The 21,772-nt window shown below is 62.6% G+C and carries 22 protein-coding genes; 12 read left to right on the forward strand and 10 right to left on the reverse strand.

Annotated features, from left to right (window positions below):
• Nucleotides 1–69: 69 nt before the first annotated feature.
• Complete coding sequence (locus QM596_RS01900) at nucleotides 70–1,509, reverse strand: amino acid permease (protein WP_021345866.1); 1,440 nt, start codon at nucleotides 1,507–1,509, stop codon at nucleotides 70–72.
• Nucleotides 1,510–1,657: 148 nt separating this feature from the next.
• Here QM596_RS01900 and QM596_RS01905 point away from each other — a divergent pair, with 148 nt between their 5' ends.
• Nucleotides 1,658–3,190 carry a PucR family transcriptional regulator gene (locus QM596_RS01905; protein ID WP_223258042.1) on the forward strand — a complete coding sequence of 511 codons (1,533 nt, stop codon included), beginning with the start codon at nucleotides 1,658–1,660 and terminating at the stop codon, nucleotides 3,188–3,190.
• Here QM596_RS01905 and QM596_RS01910 read toward each other — a convergent pair.
• The 3 genes from QM596_RS01910 to QM596_RS01920 all read right to left on the reverse strand — a co-directional run bounded on the left by QM596_RS01910 (nucleotide 3,166) and on the right by QM596_RS01920 (nucleotide 6,888).
• On the reverse strand, nucleotides 3,166–4,605 hold the full coding sequence (locus tag QM596_RS01910; protein WP_283307950.1) for an aldehyde dehydrogenase family protein: 1,440 nt from the start codon (nucleotides 4,603–4,605) through the stop codon (nucleotides 3,166–3,168). The genes QM596_RS01905 and QM596_RS01910 overlap by 25 nt on opposite strands.
• Nucleotides 4,602–5,975: a 4-aminobutyrate--2-oxoglutarate transaminase gene (gene gabT / locus QM596_RS01915; protein WP_020971131.1), complete on the reverse strand. Its 1,374-nt coding sequence runs from the start codon at nucleotides 5,973–5,975 to the stop codon at nucleotides 4,602–4,604. The genes QM596_RS01910 and gabT overlap by 4 nt, the downstream gene beginning before the upstream one ends.
• A 106-nt stretch (nucleotides 5,976–6,081) precedes the next feature.
• Nucleotides 6,082–6,888, reverse strand: coding sequence for an alpha/beta fold hydrolase (locus tag QM596_RS01920; RefSeq protein WP_021345863.1), 807 nt, complete (start codon nucleotides 6,886–6,888; stop codon nucleotides 6,082–6,084).
• 75 nt (nucleotides 6,889–6,963) lie between these two features.
• Here QM596_RS01920 and QM596_RS01925 point away from each other — a divergent pair, with 75 nt between their 5' ends.
• A complete protein-coding gene (locus QM596_RS01925) occupies nucleotides 6,964–7,725 on the forward strand; it encodes a DUF2127 domain-containing protein (RefSeq protein WP_020971129.1) in 762 nt (253 codons plus the stop codon).
• On the opposite strand, the gene QM596_RS01930 is transcribed toward QM596_RS01925, so the two are convergent.
• Both QM596_RS01930 and QM596_RS01935 read right to left on the reverse strand, forming a co-directional pair.
• Complete coding sequence (locus tag QM596_RS01930; RefSeq protein ID WP_133727271.1) at nucleotides 7,709–8,848, reverse strand: cation:proton antiporter; 1,140 nt, start codon at nucleotides 8,846–8,848, stop codon at nucleotides 7,709–7,711. The two genes, QM596_RS01925 and QM596_RS01930, sit on opposite strands and share 17 nt — an antisense overlap.
• A gap of 7 nt (nucleotides 8,849–8,855) precedes the next feature.
• Nucleotides 8,856–9,218, reverse strand: a complete 363-nt coding sequence (locus QM596_RS01935) for a hypothetical protein (RefSeq protein ID WP_029537164.1) — start codon at nucleotides 9,216–9,218, stop codon at nucleotides 8,856–8,858.
• A gap of 271 nt (nucleotides 9,219–9,489) precedes the next feature.
• Here QM596_RS01935 and QM596_RS01940 point away from each other — a divergent pair, with 271 nt between their 5' ends.
• Nucleotides 9,490–9,936, forward strand: a complete 447-nt coding sequence (locus tag QM596_RS01940) for a cupredoxin domain-containing protein (protein ID WP_020909483.1) — start codon at nucleotides 9,490–9,492, stop codon at nucleotides 9,934–9,936.
• 81 nt (nucleotides 9,937–10,017) lie between these two features.
• Nucleotides 10,018–11,808 (forward strand): CocE/NonD family hydrolase, encoded by a 1,791-nt coding sequence (locus tag QM596_RS01945; protein ID WP_502943362.1) that lies wholly within the window; start codon nucleotides 10,018–10,020, stop codon nucleotides 11,806–11,808.
• An 18-nt stretch (nucleotides 11,809–11,826) separates the two neighbouring features.
• Here the strand turns inward: QM596_RS01945 and paaI are convergent, their stop codons facing one another.
• The 4 genes from paaI to QM596_RS01965 form a co-directional block, all read right to left on the reverse strand.
• The gene (gene paaI, locus QM596_RS01950) at nucleotides 11,827–12,195 is read right to left on the reverse strand and encodes a hydroxyphenylacetyl-CoA thioesterase PaaI (protein ID WP_044480147.1); all 369 of its coding nucleotides are present in this window, start codon (nucleotides 12,193–12,195) and stop codon (nucleotides 11,827–11,829) included.
• A 66-nt stretch (nucleotides 12,196–12,261) separates the two neighbouring features.
• Nucleotides 12,262–12,573, reverse strand: a complete 312-nt coding sequence (locus QM596_RS01955; RefSeq protein WP_003943191.1) for an EthD family reductase — start codon at nucleotides 12,571–12,573, stop codon at nucleotides 12,262–12,264.
• A 6-nt stretch (nucleotides 12,574–12,579) separates the two neighbouring features.
• Nucleotides 12,580–14,622: a phenylacetic acid degradation bifunctional protein PaaZ gene (paaZ, locus tag QM596_RS01960; RefSeq protein WP_279163462.1), complete on the reverse strand. Its 2,043-nt coding sequence runs from the start codon at nucleotides 14,620–14,622 to the stop codon at nucleotides 12,580–12,582.
• An 88-nt stretch (nucleotides 14,623–14,710) separates the two neighbouring features.
• Nucleotides 14,711–15,322 (reverse strand): TetR/AcrR family transcriptional regulator, encoded by a 612-nt coding sequence (locus QM596_RS01965; protein WP_019745762.1) that lies wholly within the window; start codon nucleotides 15,320–15,322, stop codon nucleotides 14,711–14,713.
• A 107-nt stretch (nucleotides 15,323–15,429) separates the two neighbouring features.
• Between QM596_RS01965 and QM596_RS01970 the strand changes: the two genes are divergently transcribed.
• The 8 genes from QM596_RS01970 (at nucleotide 15,430) to paaE (ending at nucleotide 21,739) form a co-directional block, all read left to right on the forward strand.
• On the forward strand, nucleotides 15,430–16,158 hold the full coding sequence (locus QM596_RS01970) for an enoyl-CoA hydratase/isomerase family protein (RefSeq protein WP_031330720.1): 729 nt from the start codon (nucleotides 15,430–15,432) through the stop codon (nucleotides 16,156–16,158).
• Entirely contained in the window at nucleotides 16,155–17,012 is an 858-nt protein-coding gene (locus QM596_RS01975) for a 3-hydroxyacyl-CoA dehydrogenase family protein (protein ID WP_019745760.1), read from the forward strand. Before QM596_RS01970 ends, QM596_RS01975 begins: the two co-directional genes overlap by 4 nt.
• 27 nt (nucleotides 17,013–17,039) lie before the next feature.
• Entirely contained in the window at nucleotides 17,040–17,825 is a 786-nt protein-coding gene (locus tag QM596_RS01980) for an enoyl-CoA hydratase/isomerase family protein (RefSeq protein ID WP_020971122.1), read from the forward strand.
• Between the two features lie 92 nt (nucleotides 17,826–17,917).
• Nucleotides 17,918–18,886 carry a 1,2-phenylacetyl-CoA epoxidase subunit PaaA gene (gene paaA, locus QM596_RS01985; RefSeq protein ID WP_007730621.1) on the forward strand — a complete coding sequence of 323 codons (969 nt, stop codon included), beginning with the start codon at nucleotides 17,918–17,920 and terminating at the stop codon, nucleotides 18,884–18,886.
• The gene (gene paaB, locus QM596_RS01990; RefSeq protein WP_020909477.1) at nucleotides 18,883–19,200 is read left to right on the forward strand and encodes a 1,2-phenylacetyl-CoA epoxidase subunit PaaB; all 318 of its coding nucleotides are present in this window, start codon (nucleotides 18,883–18,885) and stop codon (nucleotides 19,198–19,200) included. The genes paaA and paaB overlap by 4 nt, the downstream gene beginning before the upstream one ends.
• Before the next feature lie 28 nt (nucleotides 19,201–19,228).
• Complete coding sequence (gene paaC / locus QM596_RS01995) at nucleotides 19,229–20,146, forward strand: 1,2-phenylacetyl-CoA epoxidase subunit PaaC (RefSeq protein WP_042953177.1); 918 nt, start codon at nucleotides 19,229–19,231, stop codon at nucleotides 20,144–20,146.
• A gap of 50 nt (nucleotides 20,147–20,196) precedes the next feature.
• Nucleotides 20,197–20,655 carry a 1,2-phenylacetyl-CoA epoxidase subunit PaaD gene (gene paaD, locus QM596_RS02000; protein WP_046380078.1) on the forward strand — a complete coding sequence of 153 codons (459 nt, stop codon included), beginning with the start codon at nucleotides 20,197–20,199 and terminating at the stop codon, nucleotides 20,653–20,655.
• 4 nt (nucleotides 20,656–20,659) lie between these two features.
• Nucleotides 20,660–21,739 carry a 1,2-phenylacetyl-CoA epoxidase subunit PaaE gene (gene paaE, locus QM596_RS02005; protein WP_283307956.1) on the forward strand — a complete coding sequence of 360 codons (1,080 nt, stop codon included), beginning with the start codon at nucleotides 20,660–20,662 and terminating at the stop codon, nucleotides 21,737–21,739.
• Nucleotides 21,740–21,772 lie beyond the last annotated feature (33 nt).

Raw genomic sequence — 21,772 nt, forward strand, 5'->3', positions numbered from 1 at the left:
TTCCACCGGTTCGATTTTTTTCGGGGAAGAGGTTCTCTTACCGAGTCGAGCGCTTACTCGATGCTTGTTTCAAGCCTTCTTCGAACTGCTGTGTGCGTTGTTCGAGGCGGTCGCGAACGATACGACTTTTCGCGTACGAGACCTTCTCACGCTGTAAGCGACGAGGATGACTCCCAGCGCGACCAGGCTTTGGACGAACTCCGCGCGCGTCGGTTCGTTGAGACCCATTCCCACCAGGATCACGAGAATCAGGCCGGTGACCACTATCGGTAGGCCGGGATACAACCAGACACGGAATTTCAGAATCTCGGGACTTTCGCGTTCCCATCGGCGTCGGAGGCGTAGTTCGGATACACAGATCAGGATGTAAACGAACAAACAGATTGCGCCGGACGAATTCACGAGGAACAGGAAGATCGTGTCTGGCCAGATGTAACCGGCCGCGATACAGAAATACCCGGCCACGGTGCAGGCGAGTACGCCCTTCACGGGCACGCCGCGACTGTTGGTCCGTGTCATCCATGCCGGCGCGTCGTTGTAGACGGAGAGTGCGAAGAGCATCCGTGACGCCGTGTACAGGCCGGAGTTGAGGCAGGACAGCACAGCGACCAGAACCACGAGATTGAGAATGTCGGCGGCGCCGGGAATTCCGAGCAGGTCGAGTGCGGAGATGAACGGAGAATCGCCGACGACGAACGAATCCCACGGCAGCATCGTCACGAGGAGGAAGGTGGCGACAACGAAGAACGCGAGAATGCGGAAGACGACGGTGTTCGTGGCTCGTCTGATCGCTCCGGCCGGTTCGGCGGATTCCGCTGCGGCGATTGTGACCAGCTCGGCTCCGGTCATGGAGAAGATCACGGCGACAACGCCCACCAGCACGGGGGTGAAGCCGTTCGGCAGAAATCCTCCGTGGCCGGTCAGATTACTGAAATCGACTTCACTGCCGGGCCAGATGCCGAAGACGAACAGACTGCCGAGCACGATGAAGCCGATGATGACGGCGACCTTGATACCTGCAAACCAGTATTCGGCCTCACCGAAGTTGCTGACGGAGAGAAGGTTGACCCCGGTCATCACCAACAGGAGTACTGCTGACATGAGCCAGAGCGGTACACCATGGATCCACCGGGAGAGCAGGGTAGCTCCGACGACGGATTCGATGCCGACGACGATCACCCAGAAATACCAGTAGAGCCAGCCCGTGGTGAAACCCGCCCAGTCGCCCAACGCCATTCGCGCGTACTCGGTGAATGATCCCGTACACGGCTTGGCGACGGCCATTTCACCGAGCATGCGCATCACCAGGAACACGATGATGCCGCAGATCGCGCAAGTGATGACTGCGCCGGGGCCGGCCTGGTTGATGATTCCGCTCAGCCCGACGAAGAAACCGGCGCCGATGACACCACCCATGGAAAGCATGGTGAGGTGGCGCTTCTTCAAGCCTGTCTTGAGCGTCGAATGAACGCTGGCGGCTTCGGCTGTTTCGGTGCTGCTGTCGGGCATCTGGGCTCAGCTCCTATTGCATGACGCGATCAGTTCTTTCGGAGAGACGCTAAGCTCGTCGTGTGATCCAGAACATGGACCTGATGTACAAATTGGAACTGAAGACTGTCAGTTCTGTCCACTGCCTTCGGAGGTTCCGGTAATGCCGATGACTGTCCGGCGCTTGGCGGCTACCAACTCTCTCGGTCTCTCGGTTGTTGCAGGTCATGGCCACGTCGATCTGCCGATCAGTTGGGCGCACGCAATCGAGTTGCAGGATCCGAGTCGATGGCTCGCCGGTGGAGAGCTTGTCATGACGACGGGGCTGCACCTTTCGCGATCGGCGACAAAGCAGTACGAGTACGTCGAGCGCATTGCGCGGACCGGCGCCGTGGCACTGGCATTCGACACCGGCACCGTGCACGAGAAGGTGCCGAACGCGATCATCAGGGCCGGCGACGAACTGGGTTTTGCCGTGCTTTCCGTCGCCAAGGAGACGCCGTTCATCGCCATCTCGCGGGCCGTGATCGACGAGCTGACCGCCGACCAGATACGAACGGTGCAGGCGGTGGTCGATGCCCAGGAGAAGTTGGCGCGTGCCCTGCTCGACGGAGTGCCGGCCCTGATCGCTGCACTGGGTCGAGCGGTTCACGCAGCAGTGTGCGTTCTCGATCGGGACGGAGCGGTGCTCGCTCTGACGGAAAGTGCGAGTTCGTCTCTGCCCGAACGCATCAGGGAGCGATCAGGCAAGGAGCGCAGCCGGGTCGTGGTGGACGACGACGGCCATCTGGCCATTCACAAGCTTGCCGTGAGCGGCACGCTGGCGGTGGCGTCCGATGCTGCCTTGGATCAGTCCGAACGACTGCTGGTCGGCCACGCGGTGTCGCTGTTGACCATCGAGCTCGCCAAGCCGTTGCGGGTTGTCGATGCCGAACAACGGCTGAGGTTGGCGGTCGCGACGATGGTGCGCCAGGCTGGCGGCGAAGTAGACGAAAGTCTGTTGCGGTACTTCGGATTCGAATCCGGATCCCCGGTGGTTGCAACTGCCTTGACCGATGTCGGGCCTTTGCTGGCGGCAACCGATATCACTTCAGCGGCCCTCGAAGAAGTGGCGGTGCCGTACCTGTTGGCTCCACTGAATGACGGCACCGGCGTGTGGTTCGTCGTGAAAAGTGAAGTTGCGGAGAAGGTCGCGCGCAGTGTGTATGCGAGAGTGCGGGAGAATTCACGCCGGAGTATCAACGGCGGAATCGGTAGCGTCCGGCCGATGAGCGGTGTAGCAGCGAGTCTGCGCGAGGCCGTCTCTGCTGCCAAAGTGGGGCAGGTCGATGGACACACGCTCGTTCCGTTCTCGGAACTCGGGACTTTCAGTCTCTTGTTGAGTGTGCAGTCGAACGATGTTCTGCAGTCGATCGCGGCCGGCGGCCTCGGTGTGCTGGAAGGCTACGATGCCGAGAACGGTTCCCGTCTGGTGGACTCGATCGAAGCGTTCCTGCACCACAATGGACAATGGGAGTCCGCTGCAACGCAGTTGGGTGTTCACCGGCACACGCTGCGTAACCGCATGGACAAGGCCGCCGAGTTGATCGGCCGAGATCTCGATTCCGCCCACACACGGTCCGAGTTGTGGATCGCACTCAAAGCTCGTGAACTGCTGCAGGCGGAATCGAATTCAGATCACGCTCGGCCGCCCCTGAGATAGACGGTGGTGGTGTGAGTGAAGAACTCCCGCGCCGCGTCGCCTTGTTCCTTGGGCCCGTATCCACTCTTCTTCGCACCGCCGAAAGGTACGTGAGGATCAGCGCCTGCCGATTCCGAGTTGACGTGCAGGATCCCCACGTCCAGGTCATCGATACCGGCAAGTGCGCTGGTCAGGTCCTGAGTGAACAGCGCTGCGGACAAACCGAATTCGCCCTCATTCGCCAAGCGGAATGCGTCTGCAGTTGTTGCTGCCCGCTGCACCGCAAGCACCGGGCCGAAAAGTTCCTCGAACCATAGTTCGGTGCTCGCCGACAGTTCCAGCACCGTCGGCCGGACGTAGTGGCCCGATTCCGGCGCTTCGGCGCTGGCCACAACTCTGGCGCCGCCGCCGCCGACGGCTCGATCGATTCCCTCGATGATCGTTTGCTGTGCGTATGCGCTGACCACAGGACCTGTAGTGACGTCGGGATCGAGTGGATCTCCGACTCTCAATTCTTCGACCTCGACGGTCAGCCTCGCCAAGAATTCCTCGGCGATGGTTTCGTGGAGCACCAGACGCGAAGTGGCCGTGCATTTCTGGCCGGTTGACCGGAATGCTCCCAACATGACCTGCTCGACTGCAAGCCCGAGATCTGCGTCGGCAAGTACGATGGCTGCGTTCTTTCCACCCATTTCCGCCTGGGCCGGAACTCCGCGCGCTGCAGCAGATCCCGCGATTCTTCGGCCGACGCCGGTGGAACCGGTAAAGGTGACGGCGTCGAGGTCCGGGTGGTCGACCAGCGCTTCACCTGCCGCGCTGTCGGCAAGGATCATGTTCAGGACGCCGTCGGGTAGGCCCGCTTCGGTCAATGCCTGCGCGAGACGGAAGGCCAGAAGGGGCACCGCGGCAGCCGGTTTCCAGACAACAGTGTTTCCGTATACCAAGGCGGGCGCAATCTTCCACGCCGGGATCGCGATCGGGAAGTTGAACGGCGTGACGACGCCTACCACGCCGAGAGGTTTGCGAGTGACAAGAATTTGCTCGCCGCTACGTGGGGAGGAATACACCGTCCCGGACTCGCGGTCTGCGGCGTTGCCGTAGTAACGCAGAATCTGCGCAGCCCGGCGCACTTCTCCGATACCCTCGGCCAGCGTTTTCCCCTCTTCGCGGGTGAGTTCTTCGCCCCAGGCATCGGCGTTGGTTTCGATGATTTCCGCTGCGCGAGTGAGGTATGCGCCGCGTGCGGACATCGGTAGGCGCGCCCAGTCGTTCGCGGCGATGCGGGCGACGCGAACACCGGTCGCCATTTCAGATGCGCCGGCGCGGCCTCCGGTGGCGACAACTTCGTCGGGGCGAGCCGGGTTGGTGTCCGTCAGTGTGCCTTCGCTACCCGTGACCCAAGCTCCGCCGATCAAGCTGTGAACAACGACGCTCATCGGACTGCTGTCACAGCGTCGCGAAGGATGCCGAGTCCTTCGGCCAGCAATTCGTCGGAGATGCTCAGCGGCGGGAGGAATCGAACGACGTTTCCGTAGGTGCCGGCAGCGAGGAGAAGTAGGCCGTGCGCGTGGGCGTAGCTGACGATCTGGGCGACGGCCTCGCGATTGGGAGCCTTGTCTTCGTCGTGGATCAGCTCGATTGCAATCATGGCGCCTCGTCCACGAATGTCGCCGATTATATTTGTGTCCGAAGCGATTTCGGACAGCCCTGTGGTCAGGATTTCGCCGATGTCCTTTGCGCGGTCGAGGAGGCCTTCCACCTCGATCGTCTCGAAAACTGCCAGGGCGGCCTCGCAGGCCACGGGATTGCCGCTGTACGTACCGCCGATACCACCGGGATGCGCGGCGTCCATGACGTCGGCACGGCCGGTCACGGCGGCGAGTGGCATTCCGCCGGCGAGACCTTTTGCAGTTGTGATGATGTCGGGGACGAAGTCCTCACTCTCGCTGGCGAACCAGGCTCCAGTTCGTGCGATACCGGTCTGGACCTCGTCCGCGACGACGAGAATGCCGCGCTCACGGCAGAATTCGGCGATGCGCTTCAGGAATCCCGGAGCGGGAACGATGAAACCTCCCTCACCCTGAATCGGTTCCACGACCACAGCGGCTACCGATTCGGCACCGATCTGAGTGTCGATCGCAAGACGGAATTGGGCGAATGCTTCGTCGGCGGCGTTTTCGGGGCCGCTCGGCCAACGGTAGGGGTAGGCCATCGGAACCCGGTAGACCTCTGGTGCGAACGGGCCGAATGTGGCCTTGTACGGCTGGTTCTTGGCCGTCATCGTCATGGTCATCAACGTGCGACCGTGGAATGCGTGGTCGAAGACGACAACTGCCGGGCGACCGGTCGCGGCACGTGCGTATTTCACGGCGTTCTCGAGCGCCTCGCTGCCGGTGTTGAACAGCGCTGTACGTTTCTCGTGATCTCCCGGGGTCAGGCGGTTGAGCGCTTCGCAGACCTCGACGTACCCCTCGTAGGGGTTTGCGAGGAAACACGTATGGGTGAACTGGCTGAGCTGGCGTGTGGTGCGTTCGACCACGCGCGGCGCGCTGTTTCCGACGGTGGTCACGGCGATGCCGCTGCCGAAGTCGATGAACGAGTTGCCGTCGACGTCGACGACAACTCCTCCGCCCGCTGCAGCTACGTAAATGCTGGATCCGCTGGTCAGTCCGGCCGGCAGCGCGGCGCTCCGGCGCTTCGCCAAAGTACGCGAGTTGGGGCCAGGCACTTCGGTGACGAGGCGTCGTACCTGGGGAAGGGTCGGTCCACCGGTGCACGTTTCCGTGCCGTGCTCGAGAATGGTCATCGCAGTGCCTCCAGTTGTTTTCCGAACTGTAGGACGGCGATTAATAGACCGGACATGGCCGGATTGTCGAGTGGCTTCTATCTCATAGGACGCCGCGTCCAGCTAGTTACTTCGCGAAACTGGCGAGGAACCGCTGCAACAGAGGGTTGTAGATCTCGGGTGCTTCCCAGAACGCTGCATGCCCGACTCCCGGGATCACGTGATACGTGCCCTCCCAGAGATTCGCGAAGGTCAACGACGCGACATAGGACGTGTTGACGAACGGGTCCTCGGCGCCGTCGATCACCGCGAGAGGCACAGACGCCGTTGCAACCAGGGACTTCTGATCCGATTCGCGGCCCGCGCCGAATGCGTCGAACATGATCTTGCGAGCGCGCCCGTCCGTGCGTATCGCGGCGTCGAGGGCTGACTGCTCGAAGGGAACGGCGGTCATCCGTGCGTAGAGTTCGGCTTCCTGCGCGGTGATGACCTCGGTGCCGCCGATGGACAATCCGTCGCCGGCATTGAATGCGTCGCCGAGCGTCTCGGGATTTGCCGGTGGCGTACCGGTGATGACGATTCCGGTGAGCCCGGGGAATTTCGCGATCAACTCGAGAGCGATGTGTCCGCCGAGCGACCACCCGACGACAACCGCTCGTTCGACGCCGAGTTCGGCTAGAACATCGACGATGGCGTCGGCGTAACCGTTCTGCGTGTACGCGGCTTCGGGTTCGCCCGCGTCCTCGGAGTCGCCGTGGCCGAGCAGATCCAGAGTGATCATGCGGTAGTCGCCCGCCCATCCGGCGTCGACCTGATGACGGAAGATGGAGCGGCTGGCCGAGTTTCCGTGGATGAAGACAACCGGGAAACCTTCGGTGGCACTGTCGTCGACTGCCATGACGCCATGCCGGGTTTCGATCTTGGTGGTTGTCATCGGAATCCTCATCGTTCGAAGTGCACGGTCAGCGGGTATCCACGCTACCGGGCATATGCGGCATAGAGTTCACCCGTGGACTTCGCATTGCGCTCGTGCAGTTGGCACGGTCACGAGACCTACGCTCCGGACGAACCTGAGCTGCGGGATCGACTTCATGTGGAGACAGCGGTAGGACAGGCTTGGCGGTGTCTACGTTGCGGCAACTTCGTCCCGGGAGCACCGCGAGCGTCCGGGCCGGCGGACGCCGCTCCCGAGGTTCCGCGGGGACGGCTGCTTCGCGACCGGTTGATCATGCGACTTCTTGCCACCGAGAGAATGTTCCGCGCTCTGGGGTTGGTTCTTCTGGCGATCGGGGTGTTCAAACTCAGATCGTCGAAGGGGCGCGTCGAGGACGCCTTCGAGAACGAATTGCCGTTGATCAGACCATTGGCCCGCCAGCTGGGTTGGAACATCGACGATTCCAAACTGGTCCATCACATCGAGCAGGCGTTTTCGTTGTCGGCGACGACGCTCACCTGGATCGCGGTCGGTCTGTTGGTCTACGCCGGCCTGCAAGTGATCGAGGCCGTTGGGCTGTGGATGGTCAAACGCTGGGGCGAGTACTTCGCAGTGGTGGCGACCAGCTTGTTCCTGCCCCTCGAAATCTACGAATTGACCGAGAAGATCACGTGGTTGAGGGCCGGGCTGCTGCTGGTGAACGTCGCCGCCGTCGTGTGGCTGATCTGGAGCAAGCGGCTATTCGGTGTCCGCGGCGGCGGCGCGGCGTATCACGCCGAACATTCGGAGGAGAGCCTGCTGACGGTGGAGCGGGCCGCGGTCAAACAGGCTTCGTGAGACCGGCTTTCGACGCGGCAGCACCAGCCAGTGTTGCTGCCCCGATCGTGATCATGGCGGCGAGGAGGATGGCTGCGGGTTCACCGTCGCCCATCACCCCCAATTGAGTGCCCACCGTCACTGCGGCAACCGGTACTCCCAGTTGTGCGGCGGACAGCACGCCGAGCGGGAGCGGAAGACCGAGGACGCGTATCGCGGCGTGAACCACGAGAGTTGCTCCGCCCAAGACCAATCCGAGCCAGATGGCGGACGGATGGGTGACGAGGTCGCGCAGATTGATCGCCGCTCCCAACCAGACGAAGAAGAGAGGCGCGAAGAAGCCGTCAGTGACCGCGAAGAGTTGCTTGGCGAGGCGGCGGGGTTCACCGATCGCGGCCAGGACAAGTCCGAAGGCGAAGCCCGCGAGCATGATCGACACGTGAGTGCTGGAGGCCAGCGCTGCCAGAGAAAAGAGGATCACCAGATTGATCCGGAGTTCGAGTGCAAACTTTCGTTTCTCCGAGAATTTGTGGAGCCTTCGCCAATGGCCGGACCGGTGGAAGGCTCGCAGTACGAAGAACAAGGCAACCGCACACGCCGCCACCGCCAATGCGCCGACACCGGCACGAGGGGCATTGTCCGGATCGATCACCAGAGGCAGCGCGACAATGCAGACGGTATCCGCGATCGCGACCTGGGCAGTCATCTGCAGAACCGAGGTTCCACCGAGCCCCAGCGAATCGACGATGGGGAGAATCAACGCCGCGGACGACGACGCGATCAGGACCGCGTACAGCGCGGCGTGACCGGTGCCGAATGCCGTCGCCGCACCGTAGCCGGCAACAACCGACAGGAGTCCGACGACAACCGAACGAACGGCACCCTTGCCGATTGCCGCACGAACTGCCGGATCGCGGACCGGGACGTGTGAGCCGGCCACCATCATCGTGAGCGCGAACCCGATATCGGCCAGGAACGTGAAAGTCTGGTCCGAAGAGTCGAGCAGCCCGAAACCTGTGACACCGAAGACGACGCCCGCGGCAAGTTCGCCGACCACCACGGGGACATGCCAGCTGACGCGAGCGCCGAGCAGCGGGCCGAGAATGCCGGCCAGCGCGACGAGGGCAAGGATGCCGAAGGTCATCGACGACCTACGACGTCACTGTCGAGGGAGCGATCTTTGCAGGGATGCCGGTGTTCTCGTCCACGTGGTAGCTCGCACAGACACGGTGGTAGCCGTCGGCGATCTGCGCCGGTACTCCGGCGCGGAAGTCTCCCTGCACCAGCAGGATCGGAGACAGCGCGATCCCCTTGCGGATCTTCAACAGGTCGGCAGCAACGTGCGGGTTGTCGACCGGGAGCAGGGGTAGCCCGGCGGCCCGCAGGATGTCCTTGGCCTTCTTCGAGACCAGCGTCGCCGTCTTGAGGGCGTACACGAGAGCTTGGACCTGAACCGGTGTCGCGCCCAACTGGAGGTAATCGCGGGCCGCCGGGTAGTCGTGCTCGTCCGGCAGGTCCTTCCAGAGAACGGCAGGAGCCTTCTCGGCTACCTTCGGCTCTGCTGTCTTGGGAGCCTTCGGCTGGGCTGGCTTCGGCGCCTTCGGCTGGGCTGCCTTCGACGTTTTGCTCTTGGCCATCTGTGCTGTTTCCTTCAGTGTCGGTCCGCGAGTGGGCTGGTGCAGAAATCGTGCACTATCAGCGCCGCAGGCACCACATCGGAGCTGTTTGGCCCCCTAGGCGGCGGGTAATCAGCAGACTGCGGGGGAACGAGCAGGAGGCGAAGCAATGAAGCGGATTCTCGCAGTGCTCGCAGCGCTGATCCTGGCGGTGTTCGCACTGACCGCGTGCAGTGACAACAACGATTCGACGGACAACGGTTCGGCCGATCATGACGGCATGGCGATGACCAGTATGCCGATGACCAGCATGCCGACCAGTATGTCGATGCCGAGCATGCCTCTGGGTATGTCGACGCCGGGAGCGTCGTCGATGGGAATCGTGATCAGCGGTTTCGGATATTCGACGCCGGAGTCGGTGATGCCCGGACAGGTACTGACCATTCAGAACAACGACACCGTCGAGCACTCGGTCACGTCCGATACCGCAGGGTTGTTCAACGAGGACATCGAAGCGGGTGAGACGGAAACCATCACGGTGCCGAACGAGCCTGGAACGTACACGTTCCACTGCACCTACCACCCGAGTATGCGCGGCACCTTGACGGTCAAGTAGAGGTCGGCCCGTCCGGCGTAGCTTTTGCTCCGGAAACTTCGGCGGCGCGCACCCGATCAGGCTGGTGGAGAACAGATCCGGGTGTACGGTTTTCAGGTGCGCCGGAGAATAGCGATCAGTGTCGTCACGCTCGTGGTTTGTGCCCTCGGCTTTTCGCCGCCGGCGCTCGCGGATTCACCGAACGGCTCGTATTCGTCACAGCTGCTGTACTTCTCGGTCGATGTCGGGCCTGAACTCTCGACTCCGTGCACCGTCGTCGGTGAACTTTTTGTTCCCGACGGCGTCGATGCGGACAACCCAGCGCCCGCGATCCTGACCACCAACGGGTTCGGTGGTTCGTACAAGGACCAGATTCCCGCTCTGCAGAACTTCGCCGAGAACGGGTATGTCGGACTGACGTATTCGGGATTGGGTTTCGGCGGCTCGAGTTGCAAGATCACACTCGATTCTCCCGCGTACGACGGCGTCGCCGCCTCCCAGTTGGTCAGCTTCCTCGGCGGCCAAGAAGGAATTGCCTTCACGGATCAGGCTCTGACGCAGCCCTATCCGGCGCTCACCGCGGTGGTTCAGGACTCCGTAAATCACACCGGTGCACCGTCGACGAACGACCCGCGGGTCGGAATGACGGGTGGCTCCTACGGCGGCGGGATTCAATTCGCCGCCGCGAGTGTCGATCCCCGTATCGACACGATCATCCCCATGATCACCTGGAACGATCTCTCGTATTCCTTGGCGCCCAACAGCACGGGAATCATCTCCGGTGTGTCGACAGCGGAGCCGGGAGCAGCGAAGGTGCTCTTTGCATCGCTGCTCTTCGGCGCGGGCATCGCGAATCCCGGAGTGGACGGCTACATCGCAGATCCCGCACGGCTACCCGGCTGCCCGAACTACGTCCCTTACATGTGCAACGCGATCGCCGAGGCGGTGGTGACCGGCGACATCGGACCGCAGGTAGTGAGTGAGCTCCGAGCGTCGTCGGTCTCGTCGTTCGTCGACCGGATCAACATTCCGGTACTGCTTGCTCAGGGACAACAGGACACCCTGTTCGATCTGAACGAGGCAACCGCGACTTACGACGCGCTGAAGGATCGTGGCGTCGATGCCAAGATGATCTGGCATTCGTGGGGGCACAGCCACTTGGCCGCTGCGCCCGGCGAATTCAGCTTTTCCGCTCCCGACGAAGACGCGCAATACGAAACCGGTCGCTTCATGGACTGGTTCGATCACTACCTCAAGGACGAGAACACGGAGACGGGACCGGAATTCGCGTATTTCCGTAACTGGATCGACTACGAGGGAAACGCGGCGCCGGCATACGCGACGTCCGACACCGTCGATGTCGGGACCGCCCGCGCCTTCCATCTGTCCGCTGACGGGGGACTGCTGCCGGACGGCACGCCGGTGATACCTGGTCCGAAGACGATCGTCACGGCACCGGGTGGGCTGCCGACAGGCGTCGAGCCGCTCAATATCAATCCGGCCGGAAACATTCCGAATGCACAGATTCCGGGAACCGAGGCGCTCTGGACCACTGCGCCGATGACCGAGGCAATGGACGTGGTGGGAGCCCCCACTGTGACGCTGCGTGTTGCGGCGCCCGGACAGCCGGTGGTGTTCGCGAAACTCTACGACGTGGCCCCGGACGGAACTTCCTCGCTGATCAACGGACTGATTGCGCCTATACGTATCAGTGATCCGTCCCAACCGGTACCGGTGACGATGCCGGCGATAGTGCATCGATTCGAGCCGGGACATTCCGTGCGTCTCGCGATCACCGGTGGTGACATCAGTTTCCGTGGGGGACTGCAAGGTATGCCGGTGACGATCTTTGCCGACGGTTCCGGCCCCCTCGAACTTCCCGTCGTGAGCTGAAACACCGTGGGCTGAATTTCAGCGAGAAATGGTTCGACTGTCGCCGCGGAACTCGGCCACGACGGTGTCGCCGTTGCGAACGGTCACGTCGTAGATCCCACTTCGACCGCCTCGTGCCTTCTCGGTGGCGATCGCGGTCAAGGTGTCGCCCAGACGGGTCGGACGTAGAAATCGGATGTCCGCGCGCGCTGCAACGGCTGAATCCTCGTAGCCGTTGCAGGCGAGCGCAAACGCGGTGTCCGCGAGCAGGAAAACATAACCGCCGTGTGTGATTCCGTGACCGTTCACCATGGTTTCGCCCACGGTGACGGTCACGGTTGCGCTACCGGGCGCCAGCTCGGAAATCTCGATACCGAGTGCCTGCGACGCCTGGTCCGCGTCGAACATCTCTCTGGCGGTGATGCTTCCTGTACTCACGAGACAACTCCTGTGGGATCGGAGAATTGCAGGGGTCTAGAGGACCGAGACAACTTCCTGGACGTACATGTCGACTGTGCCGGTGGCAAAGTTTGCGACATCTTTTCCAGCGGCGCCCATCTCCGGGGACTTCAGGCCGCTCTGCATCGTCTCGAGATCGGGAAACACCAGGTTGGCGACGGCGTAGAAGACTGGATCGGAGCCGTCAAGCGTCGAGCACTTGCTGAACGTGAAGTCTGAGAGTCCTGGCACTGCGCTGGCGAGCGGGACGTGGATCTCGTTGTAGTACTTGTCGAAAGCCTCCGGATCGGTGGGGCGTCCGTAACATACTGCTACTCGATAGGTCATGTGCTTTCAATTCCCTTCGGGGCGAGTCTTGGCTACCAGAGTCAGGACGTCGTATGTCGCGACCGGATCGTTGTCCTGGTTCGTCACCACGGCATCCCAACGAACCTCACCGTAGTCGGCGCTGCTGCGAGGTGTGATGGTCTTGGCTGTGAGGGTGACCGTCAGGCTGTCTTCGGCTTTCACCGGGGTCAGGAACCTGAGGCTGTCCACGCCGAAGTTCGCGAGAACCGGGCCGGGAGCCGGGTCGACGAACAGACCGGCAGCGAGTGAGACAACCAGATAGCCGTGTGCGACGATGCCGCCGAACAGCGGGTTCGCCGCTGCGGCCACCGGATCGGTGTGTGCGTAGAAGGTGTCACCGGTGAACTCTGCAAAATGATCGATGTCTGCGAGTGTGACCTGGCGCGGACCGCCGACAACGGTGTCGCCGATCTTCAACTCGGCGAGACTCTTTCGGAATGGATGTTCGGATCCGGTCGTGCGCGCTGACCCGGTGAACCAGCGCTCGCCGACCGCGGTGAGCACGTCGGGTGTGCCCTGCACGGCCGTCCGCTGCATGTGGTGTAGAACTCCGCGGATGCCACCCAGCTCCTCACCGCCGCCGGCACGGCCCGGACCGCCGTGTACGAGGACTGGAAGGGGAGAGCCGTGGCCGGTGGATTCCTTGGCGTCGTCGCGGTTCAGGACGAGCACTCTGCCGTGAAAAGCTGCGAGGCCCAGCACCAGTCGACGTGCGATGTCGGTGTCGGCAGTGACCACCGAGGCGACGAGGCTTCCCTCGCCACGGGCCGCGAGTTCGATCGCATGATCGATGCCGTCGTATCCGATGACGGTGCTGACGGGTCCGAAGGCCTCCAGTTCGTGTACCTCGTGCGCATTCTCTTCCGCCCGGAGAAGGACAGGGGAAAGGAAGGCCCCTGACTGGCCGTCGGCACCGATCACGTCGACGTTGTCCGGGTCTCCGAATACGATAGTTGCCGACTTCGTCAGACCGCGAATGGATTTCAAGACTTCATCGCGCTGCTCGATGCTGGCGAGCGCACCCATCGTGACGCCGTCGGCATCGGGGTGTCCCACGACCACTTTGTTCAGTCGCTCGGATGCGGCATCGACAACGGCGTCGACCAGCGAGACCGGCACCAGGGCGCGCCGGATCGCCGTGCACTTCTGACCCGCCTTGACTGTCATTTCGGTGACGAGTTGTTTGACGTACAAATCGAATTCGGGCGTTCCTGGTACGGCGTCCTCGCCAAGGATCGACGCGTTGAGTGAGTCGGCCTCGGCATTGAAATGGACGCCCTTGCCGACGACGTTCGGGTGAGCACGCAGCGTTGCGGCGGTGTCGGCGGATCCGGTGAATGCCACTGAGTCCTGCCCGCCGAGGTGATCGAGGAGGCCGCGTGCACTACCGGAGAGCAGTTGGACGGAACCCTCCGGGAGCAAGCCTGATTCGATGATGCGCCGGAAGACGAGTTCGGTGAGATATGCCGTGGAACTGGCAGGTTTGACGATGGACGGCACACCCGCGATGAATGCCGGTGCCAGCTTCTCCAGGAACCCCCACACCGGGAAATTGAAGGCGTTGATCTGTACGGCGACGCCGCGGCGTGACGTATAGATGTGTTGCCCGAGGAAAGTTCCGCCCTTGCCCAGAGCTTCGACGTTTCCATCCAGAAAGACTGTGCTGTCGGGCAATTCGCGCCGAGCCTTGCTCGCGTAGCTCAGCAGGGTTCCGAATCCACCGTCGATGTCCACGCCGGAATCTCGCGTCGTCGCGCCGGTGGCAGTGGAGAGTGCGTAGAACTCGGCTTTTCCTGCCATCAACGTGAGGGCGAGAGCCTTGAGCGCGCCGGCACGTTCATGGAAGGTCATCGCAGACAGTGCAGGCCCGCCGACCTCGCGTGCGTACGTAACCATCTCGGCGAGGTCGACGCCAGTTGCGGAGATCCGGGCCACCTCCGATCCGTCCACTGCGCTCGGCAACGGGGTACCTGCGTCCGGTGCGGCGTACCAGCGACCGGCTACATAGCTTTCCAACAGTCTGCTCACGACAACTCCATCTCACCGTACGTTCGGTCGGTAATTACGATCGCCCGGTAACGCCGCGTTGTCAAGGATTCGGCAGAACTGCCTGGAATCAGGCCTTGCGAAGTCCGTCGAAAGTGACGGCGACGACCGCGTCGGCAATGTCGGAGACGGACTCGCCCGCTCGGGGTTTGTACCACTCGATCAGTGAGTTGACGGTGCCGAACATCAGCTTGCTCGCGAGGGCCGGTTCGATGTCCGGGCGCAGGTCTCCCTCCGCTGCGGCGGACGAGACGAGGCCTCCGACGAAGTTGTCGAATTCGCGTCGACGGGCGAGTGCGGCCCGCTCGACCGTCGTGTTGCCGCGGACGCGCAGGAGCAGGGTGACGTACGGAAGCTCTGCGACCAGCACCTCTACGCTGCGCCGGACCAGGTATTCGAGCCGGTCGATGTACGGACCGGTGGTGGCGCCTTCTTCGGTCGTGACCGCAAACAGGGCGTTGAGGGCACGCGAAAGTGCGAGTTCGAGAAGTTCCGACTTGCCGGACACGTGGTGGTAGATCGAGGACTTCGTGATGCCGAGCTTCTTGGCGAGCACCTCCATGCTGGCGCCGTCGTAGCCCTTGTCGTTGAACACCTTTACAGCCACGGCTAAGAGCGAATCGAGGTCGTAGCCGGGACGTCCGGGGAGGCCGGTGCGTCGAGTGGGGCGTGCCGTAGTCATGCCCCCATCTTCTCAGTTCGGGCAAAGCTGTGCACCAACCTCGTTTTCACCCTTGCCAAACGACCGAATGTTCGGTTATTAATGTAAGAGAGCGAGAAGGAGCGAATGTGAACACCCTGCACGTGGACGAGCGCGAGGATCGCGTCGTGGTCACCCTCGACAGGCCCGCGCAACGCAACGCGATCAACGCGGAAATGATCGACGAACTGCATCAGGTTTGTGGACGCCTCGAACGGGATCCGAAGCTGCTCCTGCTTGCCGGGCGCGGAGACCACTTCGCGGGCGGCGCTGACATCGCGGAGCTCCGAGCGCGCGGACGAGAGGAAGCGTTTGCGGGTATCAACCGGACCCTGTTCGACCGTATCGGAAAGCTCCCGCTGCCCACCGTGGCCGCCGTGAGCGGCTATGCGCTCGGCGGCGGGGCAGAGTTGACCTACGCCTGTGACATTCGCGTCGCGACAACGACGGCGGTCTTCGGTAATCCCGAGCCCAATCTCGGCATAATGGCAGCCGCCGGCGCCAGCTATCGGCTGCCGAAGCTCGTCGGAGTCTCGATCGCGAAGCAAGTGCTCCTCGGTGCCAGGAACCTCGACGCCGAGCAGGCGCTACGAGCGGGCCTGGTCGTCGAGGTGACCGAACCGAACTGCCATGTCGATGCAGCGCATCGGCTGCTCGACCGTATTTCCCGACTGTCCCCGCTGGCACTGCGATTGACGAAGATCATCGTCGACGCGCCGGGATCGCATCCGTTTGCCGACGACATCGCCCAAGCCGTCCTGTTCGAGAGTTCCGACAAGCGTGATCGCATGACGGCCTTCCTGGAGAAGAAATCATGACTGAAGCAGTTGCACCGAAGACCGTCGGAGTCATCGGCGGTGGACGTATGGGTGCAGGTATCGCCCAGGTGTTCGCCGGTCTCGGCGGGGCGGTCACCATCGCGGAGAGCGGCGACGCCGAGGCAGCGTTACAGCGTGTTTCCACCGGCCTCGACCGCGCCCACGAGCGAGGGAAACTCGGCGACCAGGATCCCGCGACGGTCCTCGCGCGCGTGAGCGTCGTAGGCGCAGTGAGCTCCTTACCCCCGTCGCTCGACCTGATCGTCGAGGCGGTCCCGGAAATTGCGGCCCTCAAGGTCGAGGTGCTCGCCGCTGCGGAAACCGTTGCCGGAGAACGCACCGTGATCGCCAGCAACACCAGTTCCATGTCGATCGCCGAACTCGGCGCAGCGCTGACGGATCCGAGCCGGTTCATCGGTATGCACTTCTTCAATCCAGTCCCGGCGTCGCTGTTGGTCGAGATCGTCCGGGCGCCTCAGACCCGCCCCGAGGTTGTCGACTCGGTACGGGCATGGGTGTCGATGCTCGGCAAGGCCGAGGTGCTCGTCAACGACTCACCTGGTTTTGCAACCAGCCGGCTTGGCGTCGGTCTCGGGCTCGAAGCCATCCGCATGCTCGAAGAAGGTGTGGCGGACGCGGAATCGATCGACCGGGCCATGGAATTGGGGTACCGGCATCCGATGGGGCCGCTTCGTTCGACAGATCTGGTCGGGTTGGATGTGCGCCTGGCGATCGCCGAACACCTCGCGAGCACTCTCGGTGATCGATTTACTCCTCCAGCATTGCTGCGAGAGAAGGTGGCTCGCGGCGAGTTGGGGCGCAAGACGGGACAGGGTTTTCACACATGGAGCTGAACCGAACTGCCTGCGAAAGGAACATCGATGACTGACGTGATCCGCTTGGAGATCGAGCGAGGTTTGGCGACAATCACTCTCGACCGGCCTGAGGCAGCCAATGCCGTCAACGGCGAAATGAAGTCTCAGCTGCTCGAAGCGTTGCTGCAGGTCCGCGCGGACGCAGGCGTTCGAGCGGTGTTGATTCTCGCCGAAGGCAAGAACTTCTGCGTCGGTCAGGATCTGGGCGAGCACGCCGCAGCATTGGATGCTGATCCGGCGCACGCGATGGATACCGTCGCCGCGCACTACAACCCCATCGTCACGGCGCTGTCGACGCTCTCTGTCCCGGTAGTGGTGGGTATCGGCGGGGCCTGCGTCGGGGCCGGGTTGGGAATCGCGTTGGCCGGAGACATCCGGGTCGTGGGGGCCCGCGCGAGCTTTGCGACGGCATTCACCGGCATCGGTCTGGCCAGTGACTCCGGGCTCAGTCATGCGCTCGTGCACGCGCTCGGACCTAGCCGCGCCAGTGGCCTGATGTTGCTCGGCGACAAGTTCGACGCGCAGAGCGCACTGGAGTGGGGATTGGTTCATCGCGTGGTGGCCGACGAGGACGTCGCAGCTGAGGCTCGGGTACTCGCGCGTCGGCTTGCCGACGGACCCACCGCGGCCTTCGCCCACGTGAAATCGCTGATCCGTGCCGTTGCTCCTGGGCTTTCCCAGGCGCTGGAGGCCGAGGCGAACGCGCAGGTGGAGCTGGGTTCCACGGCAGATCATCAAGGCGCGGTCACGGCTTTCCTGTCGAAGCAGAAGCCGGTTTTCGAGGGCCGCTGATTTCTGGTGCGTCGAAAGATTCTCTTGTGCGCTGGGACACCTCGGTGCACACTAGTTACCAACCGATCATTCGGTAATAAAAGGTAGGTACGATGACCAACGTGGAAGCTCCACAAGACCTGCAGAACCTGTTCGACGAGACGATCGCGGCAGACCAGCGCATCGAGCCTCGCGACTGGATGCCGGACGGCTACCGCAAGACTCTGATTCGTCAGGTTGCCCAGCATGCCCACTCCGAGATCATCGGAATGCAGCCCGAGGGAAACTGGCTCACCCGTGCGCCTTCGTTGCGACGCAAGGCGATCTTGATGGCGAAGGTCCAGGACGAGGCCGGGCACGGTCTGTATCTCTACTCCGCGGCCGAGACGCTCGGTGCCGATCGTGGCGATCTGACCACCAAACTGATCGAGGGAAAGCAGAAGTACTCCTCGATCTTCAACTATCCGACGCTGACCTACGCCGACGTGGGTGTGATCGGCTGGCTGGTCGATGGAGCCGCTATCTGCAATCAGGTTCCGCTGTGCCGCAGCTCCTTCGGGCCGTATGCGCGCGCGATGATCCGTGTGTGCAAGGAGGAATCGTTCCATCAGCGGCAAGGCTTCGAGTTGTTGGCGACGATGATGCGCGGCACGGAAGCTCAACGTGCGATGGTGCAGGAAGCCGTCGACCGATGGTGGTGGCCCGCTCTGATGATGTTCGGACCGCCGGACGACGAATCGCCGAACACCGAGCAGTCGATGAAGTGGCGCATCAAGCGGCACACGAACGACGAACTGCGGCAGCGATTCGTGGACATGTCGATACCGCAGGCCGAGATACTCGGTGTGACCTTCCCTGATCCCGACCTGCGCTGGAACCCCGAGCGTGGCGCACACGATTTCGGTGAGCCGGACTGGAGCGAATTCATGGATGTGGTCCGCGGCAACGGAGCGGCGAGCGTCGAGCGGATCACCAATCGGAAAGCCGCACACGACAACGGGGCCTGGGTTCGCGACGCCGCCTACGCCTTTGCACAGCGCGAGAGACTCGCGCACGATCGCACGACTGGGGAAACATCATGAGCGAGAACGATCAGGTACAGGGCGATCAGGTGCGGGGCGAATGGCCTTTGTACGAGGTATTTCTGAGGGGAAAGCGCGGACTGAACCACGTGCATGTCGGATCCCTGCGCGCGGCAGACGACCAGATGGCGTTACGCCACGCGCGCGACGTCTACACCAGACGTAACGAAGGCGTGAGTATCTGGGTCGTGCCATCCGCGAAAATCGTGGCTTCGAGTCCGGCAGAAAAGGATCCGTTCTTCGCGCCGAGCGGCGACAAGGTCTACCGGCACCCGACCTTCTACGACATCCCGGACTCCGTTCCCCACATGTGAGAATCACTTCGACTTCGAGGACCAACAGATGAACGATCACGACAGTGCCTACGACGGCCTGGTCGACGGTGACGGCCACGGTCAGTGGGCGTTCGGAACCAGCTTCGACGACCCCCTCGCCGGAGTCGACACCACGGTGCCCGGCGACGTCGATCTCGGTGCGCTGGCGCGCTACTGCCTCATGCTCGGTGACGACGCGCTCGTCAGTTCGCAACGACTCGCCGAATGGTCCACGCGAGCACCGGAACTCGAAGAAGAGGTAGCTCTCGCCAACGTCGGCCTGGACTTGATCGGGCAGGCCAGGCTGCTGCTGGCTCGCGCGGCAGCAGCCGATTCCACTGTGGTTCCGTTCATCTCGGATACGTCGCCGGTGCCGGCCGAAGATGCGCTCGCCTTCTTTCGTGATCAGTTCGGTTTCCGCAACGTGAGACTGGTGGAACTCGCCAACGGCGACTTCGCGCACACGGTCGTTCGGCTACTCGTGTTCTCGACCTGGCGGCTGGCGCTGTTCGATCGGCTGCGCACGTCGCGCGATCCGGTTCTCGCAGCTGTGGCGAACAAAGGTGTCAAGGAACTGACCTATCACCGCGACTACGCGGCAAGATGGGTCGTCACCTTGGGTGCCGGCACGGCAGAATCCAAGCGTCGGACGGCCGACGCCTTGCTCGAGATCTTCCCGTTCGTGGACGAACTCTTTGTTCCCACTCAGGACGAACTCGTTTTGGCAGAAGTTGGCGTCGGAGTGGATCCGCGTACTGTTCGGCCGGAGTTCGACGCTGTTCTTGCCCAGGTCCTCCATGCGGCCGAAATGGAAGAGCCGCCTTCACGTTTCTCCGGTTTCGTCGGCGGCCGCGGCGGACGTGCCGGACTGCACACCGGGGCGCTGGGACTTCTTCTTGCCGAAATGCAGAGCGTCGCTCGGGAGCACCCGGAAGGGGTGTGGTGACCGTGGCTGCCACCACCGTCTCTTCCGCGCAGGAGATCGTCGCCTCGGTGATGGATCCGGAGATGCCACTGCTTACTCTGGCCGACCTCGGCGTCATCCGATCGGTCGACGTCGAAGCGAACTTCGTCTGTGTGACAATCACTCCCACCTATTCCGGGTGTCCCGCGATGGCGACGATGCGAGACGACATCGAGCACAAGCTGAACGATGCGGGATACGGCAGCGTCCGGATCAAGACTCAACTGTCGCCGCCTTGGAGTTCGGATTGGATCAGCGAAGAGGGGCTCGCGAAACTTCGGACGGCTGGGTACTCGGTGCCGGGGGCAGCGCCGCGCCGCACCTCGGGGCCGATCGCATTGACGTTGACGGCCAAGCCCCGCGACATCCTCTGCCCCCAGTGCGGTTCGGCAAACACCAGACTGAGTTCGGAATTCGGTGCGACCCTGTGCAAAGCGCTGTATCGCTGCCTCGACTGCCTCGAGCCGTTCGATCACGTGAAGGAGATCTGAACAGATGAGTACCGCAACGACGAACCGGAACAAACCATTTCACCCGTTGACGGTCGCCGGTGTCGAATCACTGTGCGACGACGCAGTTGCCGTCACCTTCGACGTGCCTGCCGATATCGCCGATCAATTCGATTTCGGCGCCGGGCAGTCACTGACACTGCGGCGGATGATCGACGGCGTCGAACACCGTCGTTCCTACTCGATCTGTGCACCGGTAGGGGCGTCTCCACGTGTGGGGGTCCGCGAAGTAGCAGACGGACTCTTCTCCACCTGGTTGGTGCGCGACGTCAAGGCCGGGGATCAAATCGACGTCCAGGGCCCCTCGGGCAATTTTGTCGCCGATCCGGCATTGGGTGGACGGCACGTTCTGATCGCGGCGGGCTCCGGCATCACGCCCATGCTTTCCATCGCTGCAACACTTTTGGCGAACCCCGAGGCCGATGTCACCCTGCTGTACGGGAACAGGCGTACTCGTTCGGTGATGTTCGCCGAAGAAATCGCCGACCTGAAGGACCGGTACGGTGCACGCCTGGACGTCATTCACGTTCTCTCTCGCGAGCCGCGGGAAGTCGAGTTGTTCTCGGGCCGTCTCGACGCCGACCGGTTGCGTGAGATCTTCACCTCTCTCGTGCCGTGCGACCAAGTCGACGGCTTCTGGTTGTGTGGCCCCTTCGGGATGGTCAACGACGCCCAGGAAGTGCTGGCCGGCTTGGGAATTGCCAAGGATCGCATCCATCACGAGCTGTTCTACGTCGACGACGTCGCTCCGCCGGTCGCAGTGCATCGTGAGCGCGGAATTGTCGGACCGAGCAGCGAGGTGACTATTACTCTCGACGGTCGATCGACCACCGCGACGTTGCCACGCGACCAGTCGATTCTCGATGCGGCTGAACAGTACCGCTCGGATCTGCCCTTTGCCTGCAAGGGCGGAGTGTGCGGAACCTGCCGCGCCAAGGTCACCTGCGGTGATGTCGAGATGCGCAGGAACTACGCACTCGAAGACGCCGAAGTCGACGCGGGTTTCGTGCTGACCTGCCAGACCTTTCCTGTCGGTGAACAGATAACAGTCGATTTCGACGCCTGACCGCCCGCACAGCGCCCTCACTGAGCCCACCGG

This window comes from Rhodococcus sp. IEGM 1406 (assembly GCF_030056745.1).
In the GTDB taxonomy this organism is placed as follows: Bacteria; Actinomycetota; Actinomycetes; order Mycobacteriales; family Mycobacteriaceae; genus Rhodococcus_F; species Rhodococcus_F erythropolis.

Excerpts from the sequence above, each read along its gene's own strand:
- paaB (WP_020909477.1), top strand. The coding sequence starts at position 18,883 with ATGAGCGAGAACGATCAGGTACAGGGCGATCAGGTGCGGGGCGAATGG.
- paaD (WP_046380078.1), top strand. The coding sequence starts at position 20,197 with ATGGATCCGGAGATGCCACTGCTTACTCTGGCCGACCTCGGCGTCATC.
- QM596_RS01975 (WP_019745760.1), top strand. The coding sequence starts at position 16,155 with ATGACTGAAGCAGTTGCACCGAAGACCGTCGGAGTCATCGGCGGTGGA.
- QM596_RS01965 (WP_019745762.1), bottom strand. The coding sequence starts at position 15,322 with ATGACTACGGCACGCCCCACTCGACGCACCGGCCTCCCCGGACGTCCC.
- QM596_RS01920 (WP_021345863.1), bottom strand. The coding sequence starts at position 6,888 with ATGACAACCACCAAGATCGAAACCCGGCATGGCGTCATGGCAGTCGAC.
- QM596_RS01940 (WP_020909483.1), top strand. The coding sequence starts at position 9,490 with ATGAAGCGGATTCTCGCAGTGCTCGCAGCGCTGATCCTGGCGGTGTTC.
- QM596_RS01905 (WP_223258042.1), top strand. The coding sequence starts at position 1,658 with ATGACTGTCCGGCGCTTGGCGGCTACCAACTCTCTCGGTCTCTCGGTT.
- QM596_RS01980 (WP_020971122.1), top strand. The coding sequence starts at position 17,040 with ATGACTGACGTGATCCGCTTGGAGATCGAGCGAGGTTTGGCGACAATC.
- paaC (WP_042953177.1), top strand. The coding sequence starts at position 19,229 with ATGAACGATCACGACAGTGCCTACGACGGCCTGGTCGACGGTGACGGC.
- QM596_RS01955 (WP_003943191.1), bottom strand. The coding sequence starts at position 12,573 with ATGACCTATCGAGTAGCAGTATGTTACGGACGCCCCACCGATCCGGAG.
- paaA (WP_007730621.1), top strand. The coding sequence starts at position 17,918 with ATGACCAACGTGGAAGCTCCACAAGACCTGCAGAACCTGTTCGACGAG.
- paaI (WP_044480147.1), bottom strand. The coding sequence starts at position 12,195 with ATGTTCGACGCGGACCAGGCGTCGCAGGCACTCGGTATCGAGATTTCC.
- QM596_RS01930 (WP_133727271.1), bottom strand. The coding sequence starts at position 8,848 with ATGACCTTCGGCATCCTTGCCCTCGTCGCGCTGGCCGGCATTCTCGGC.
- QM596_RS01910 (WP_283307950.1), bottom strand. The coding sequence starts at position 4,605 with ATGAGCGTCGTTGTTCACAGCTTGATCGGCGGAGCTTGGGTCACGGGT.
- paaE (WP_283307956.1), top strand. The coding sequence starts at position 20,660 with ATGAGTACCGCAACGACGAACCGGAACAAACCATTTCACCCGTTGACG.
- gabT (WP_020971131.1), bottom strand. The coding sequence starts at position 5,975 with ATGACCATTCTCGAGCACGGCACGGAAACGTGCACCGGTGGACCGACC.
- QM596_RS01900 (WP_021345866.1), bottom strand. The coding sequence starts at position 1,509 with ATGCCCGACAGCAGCACCGAAACAGCCGAAGCCGCCAGCGTTCATTCG.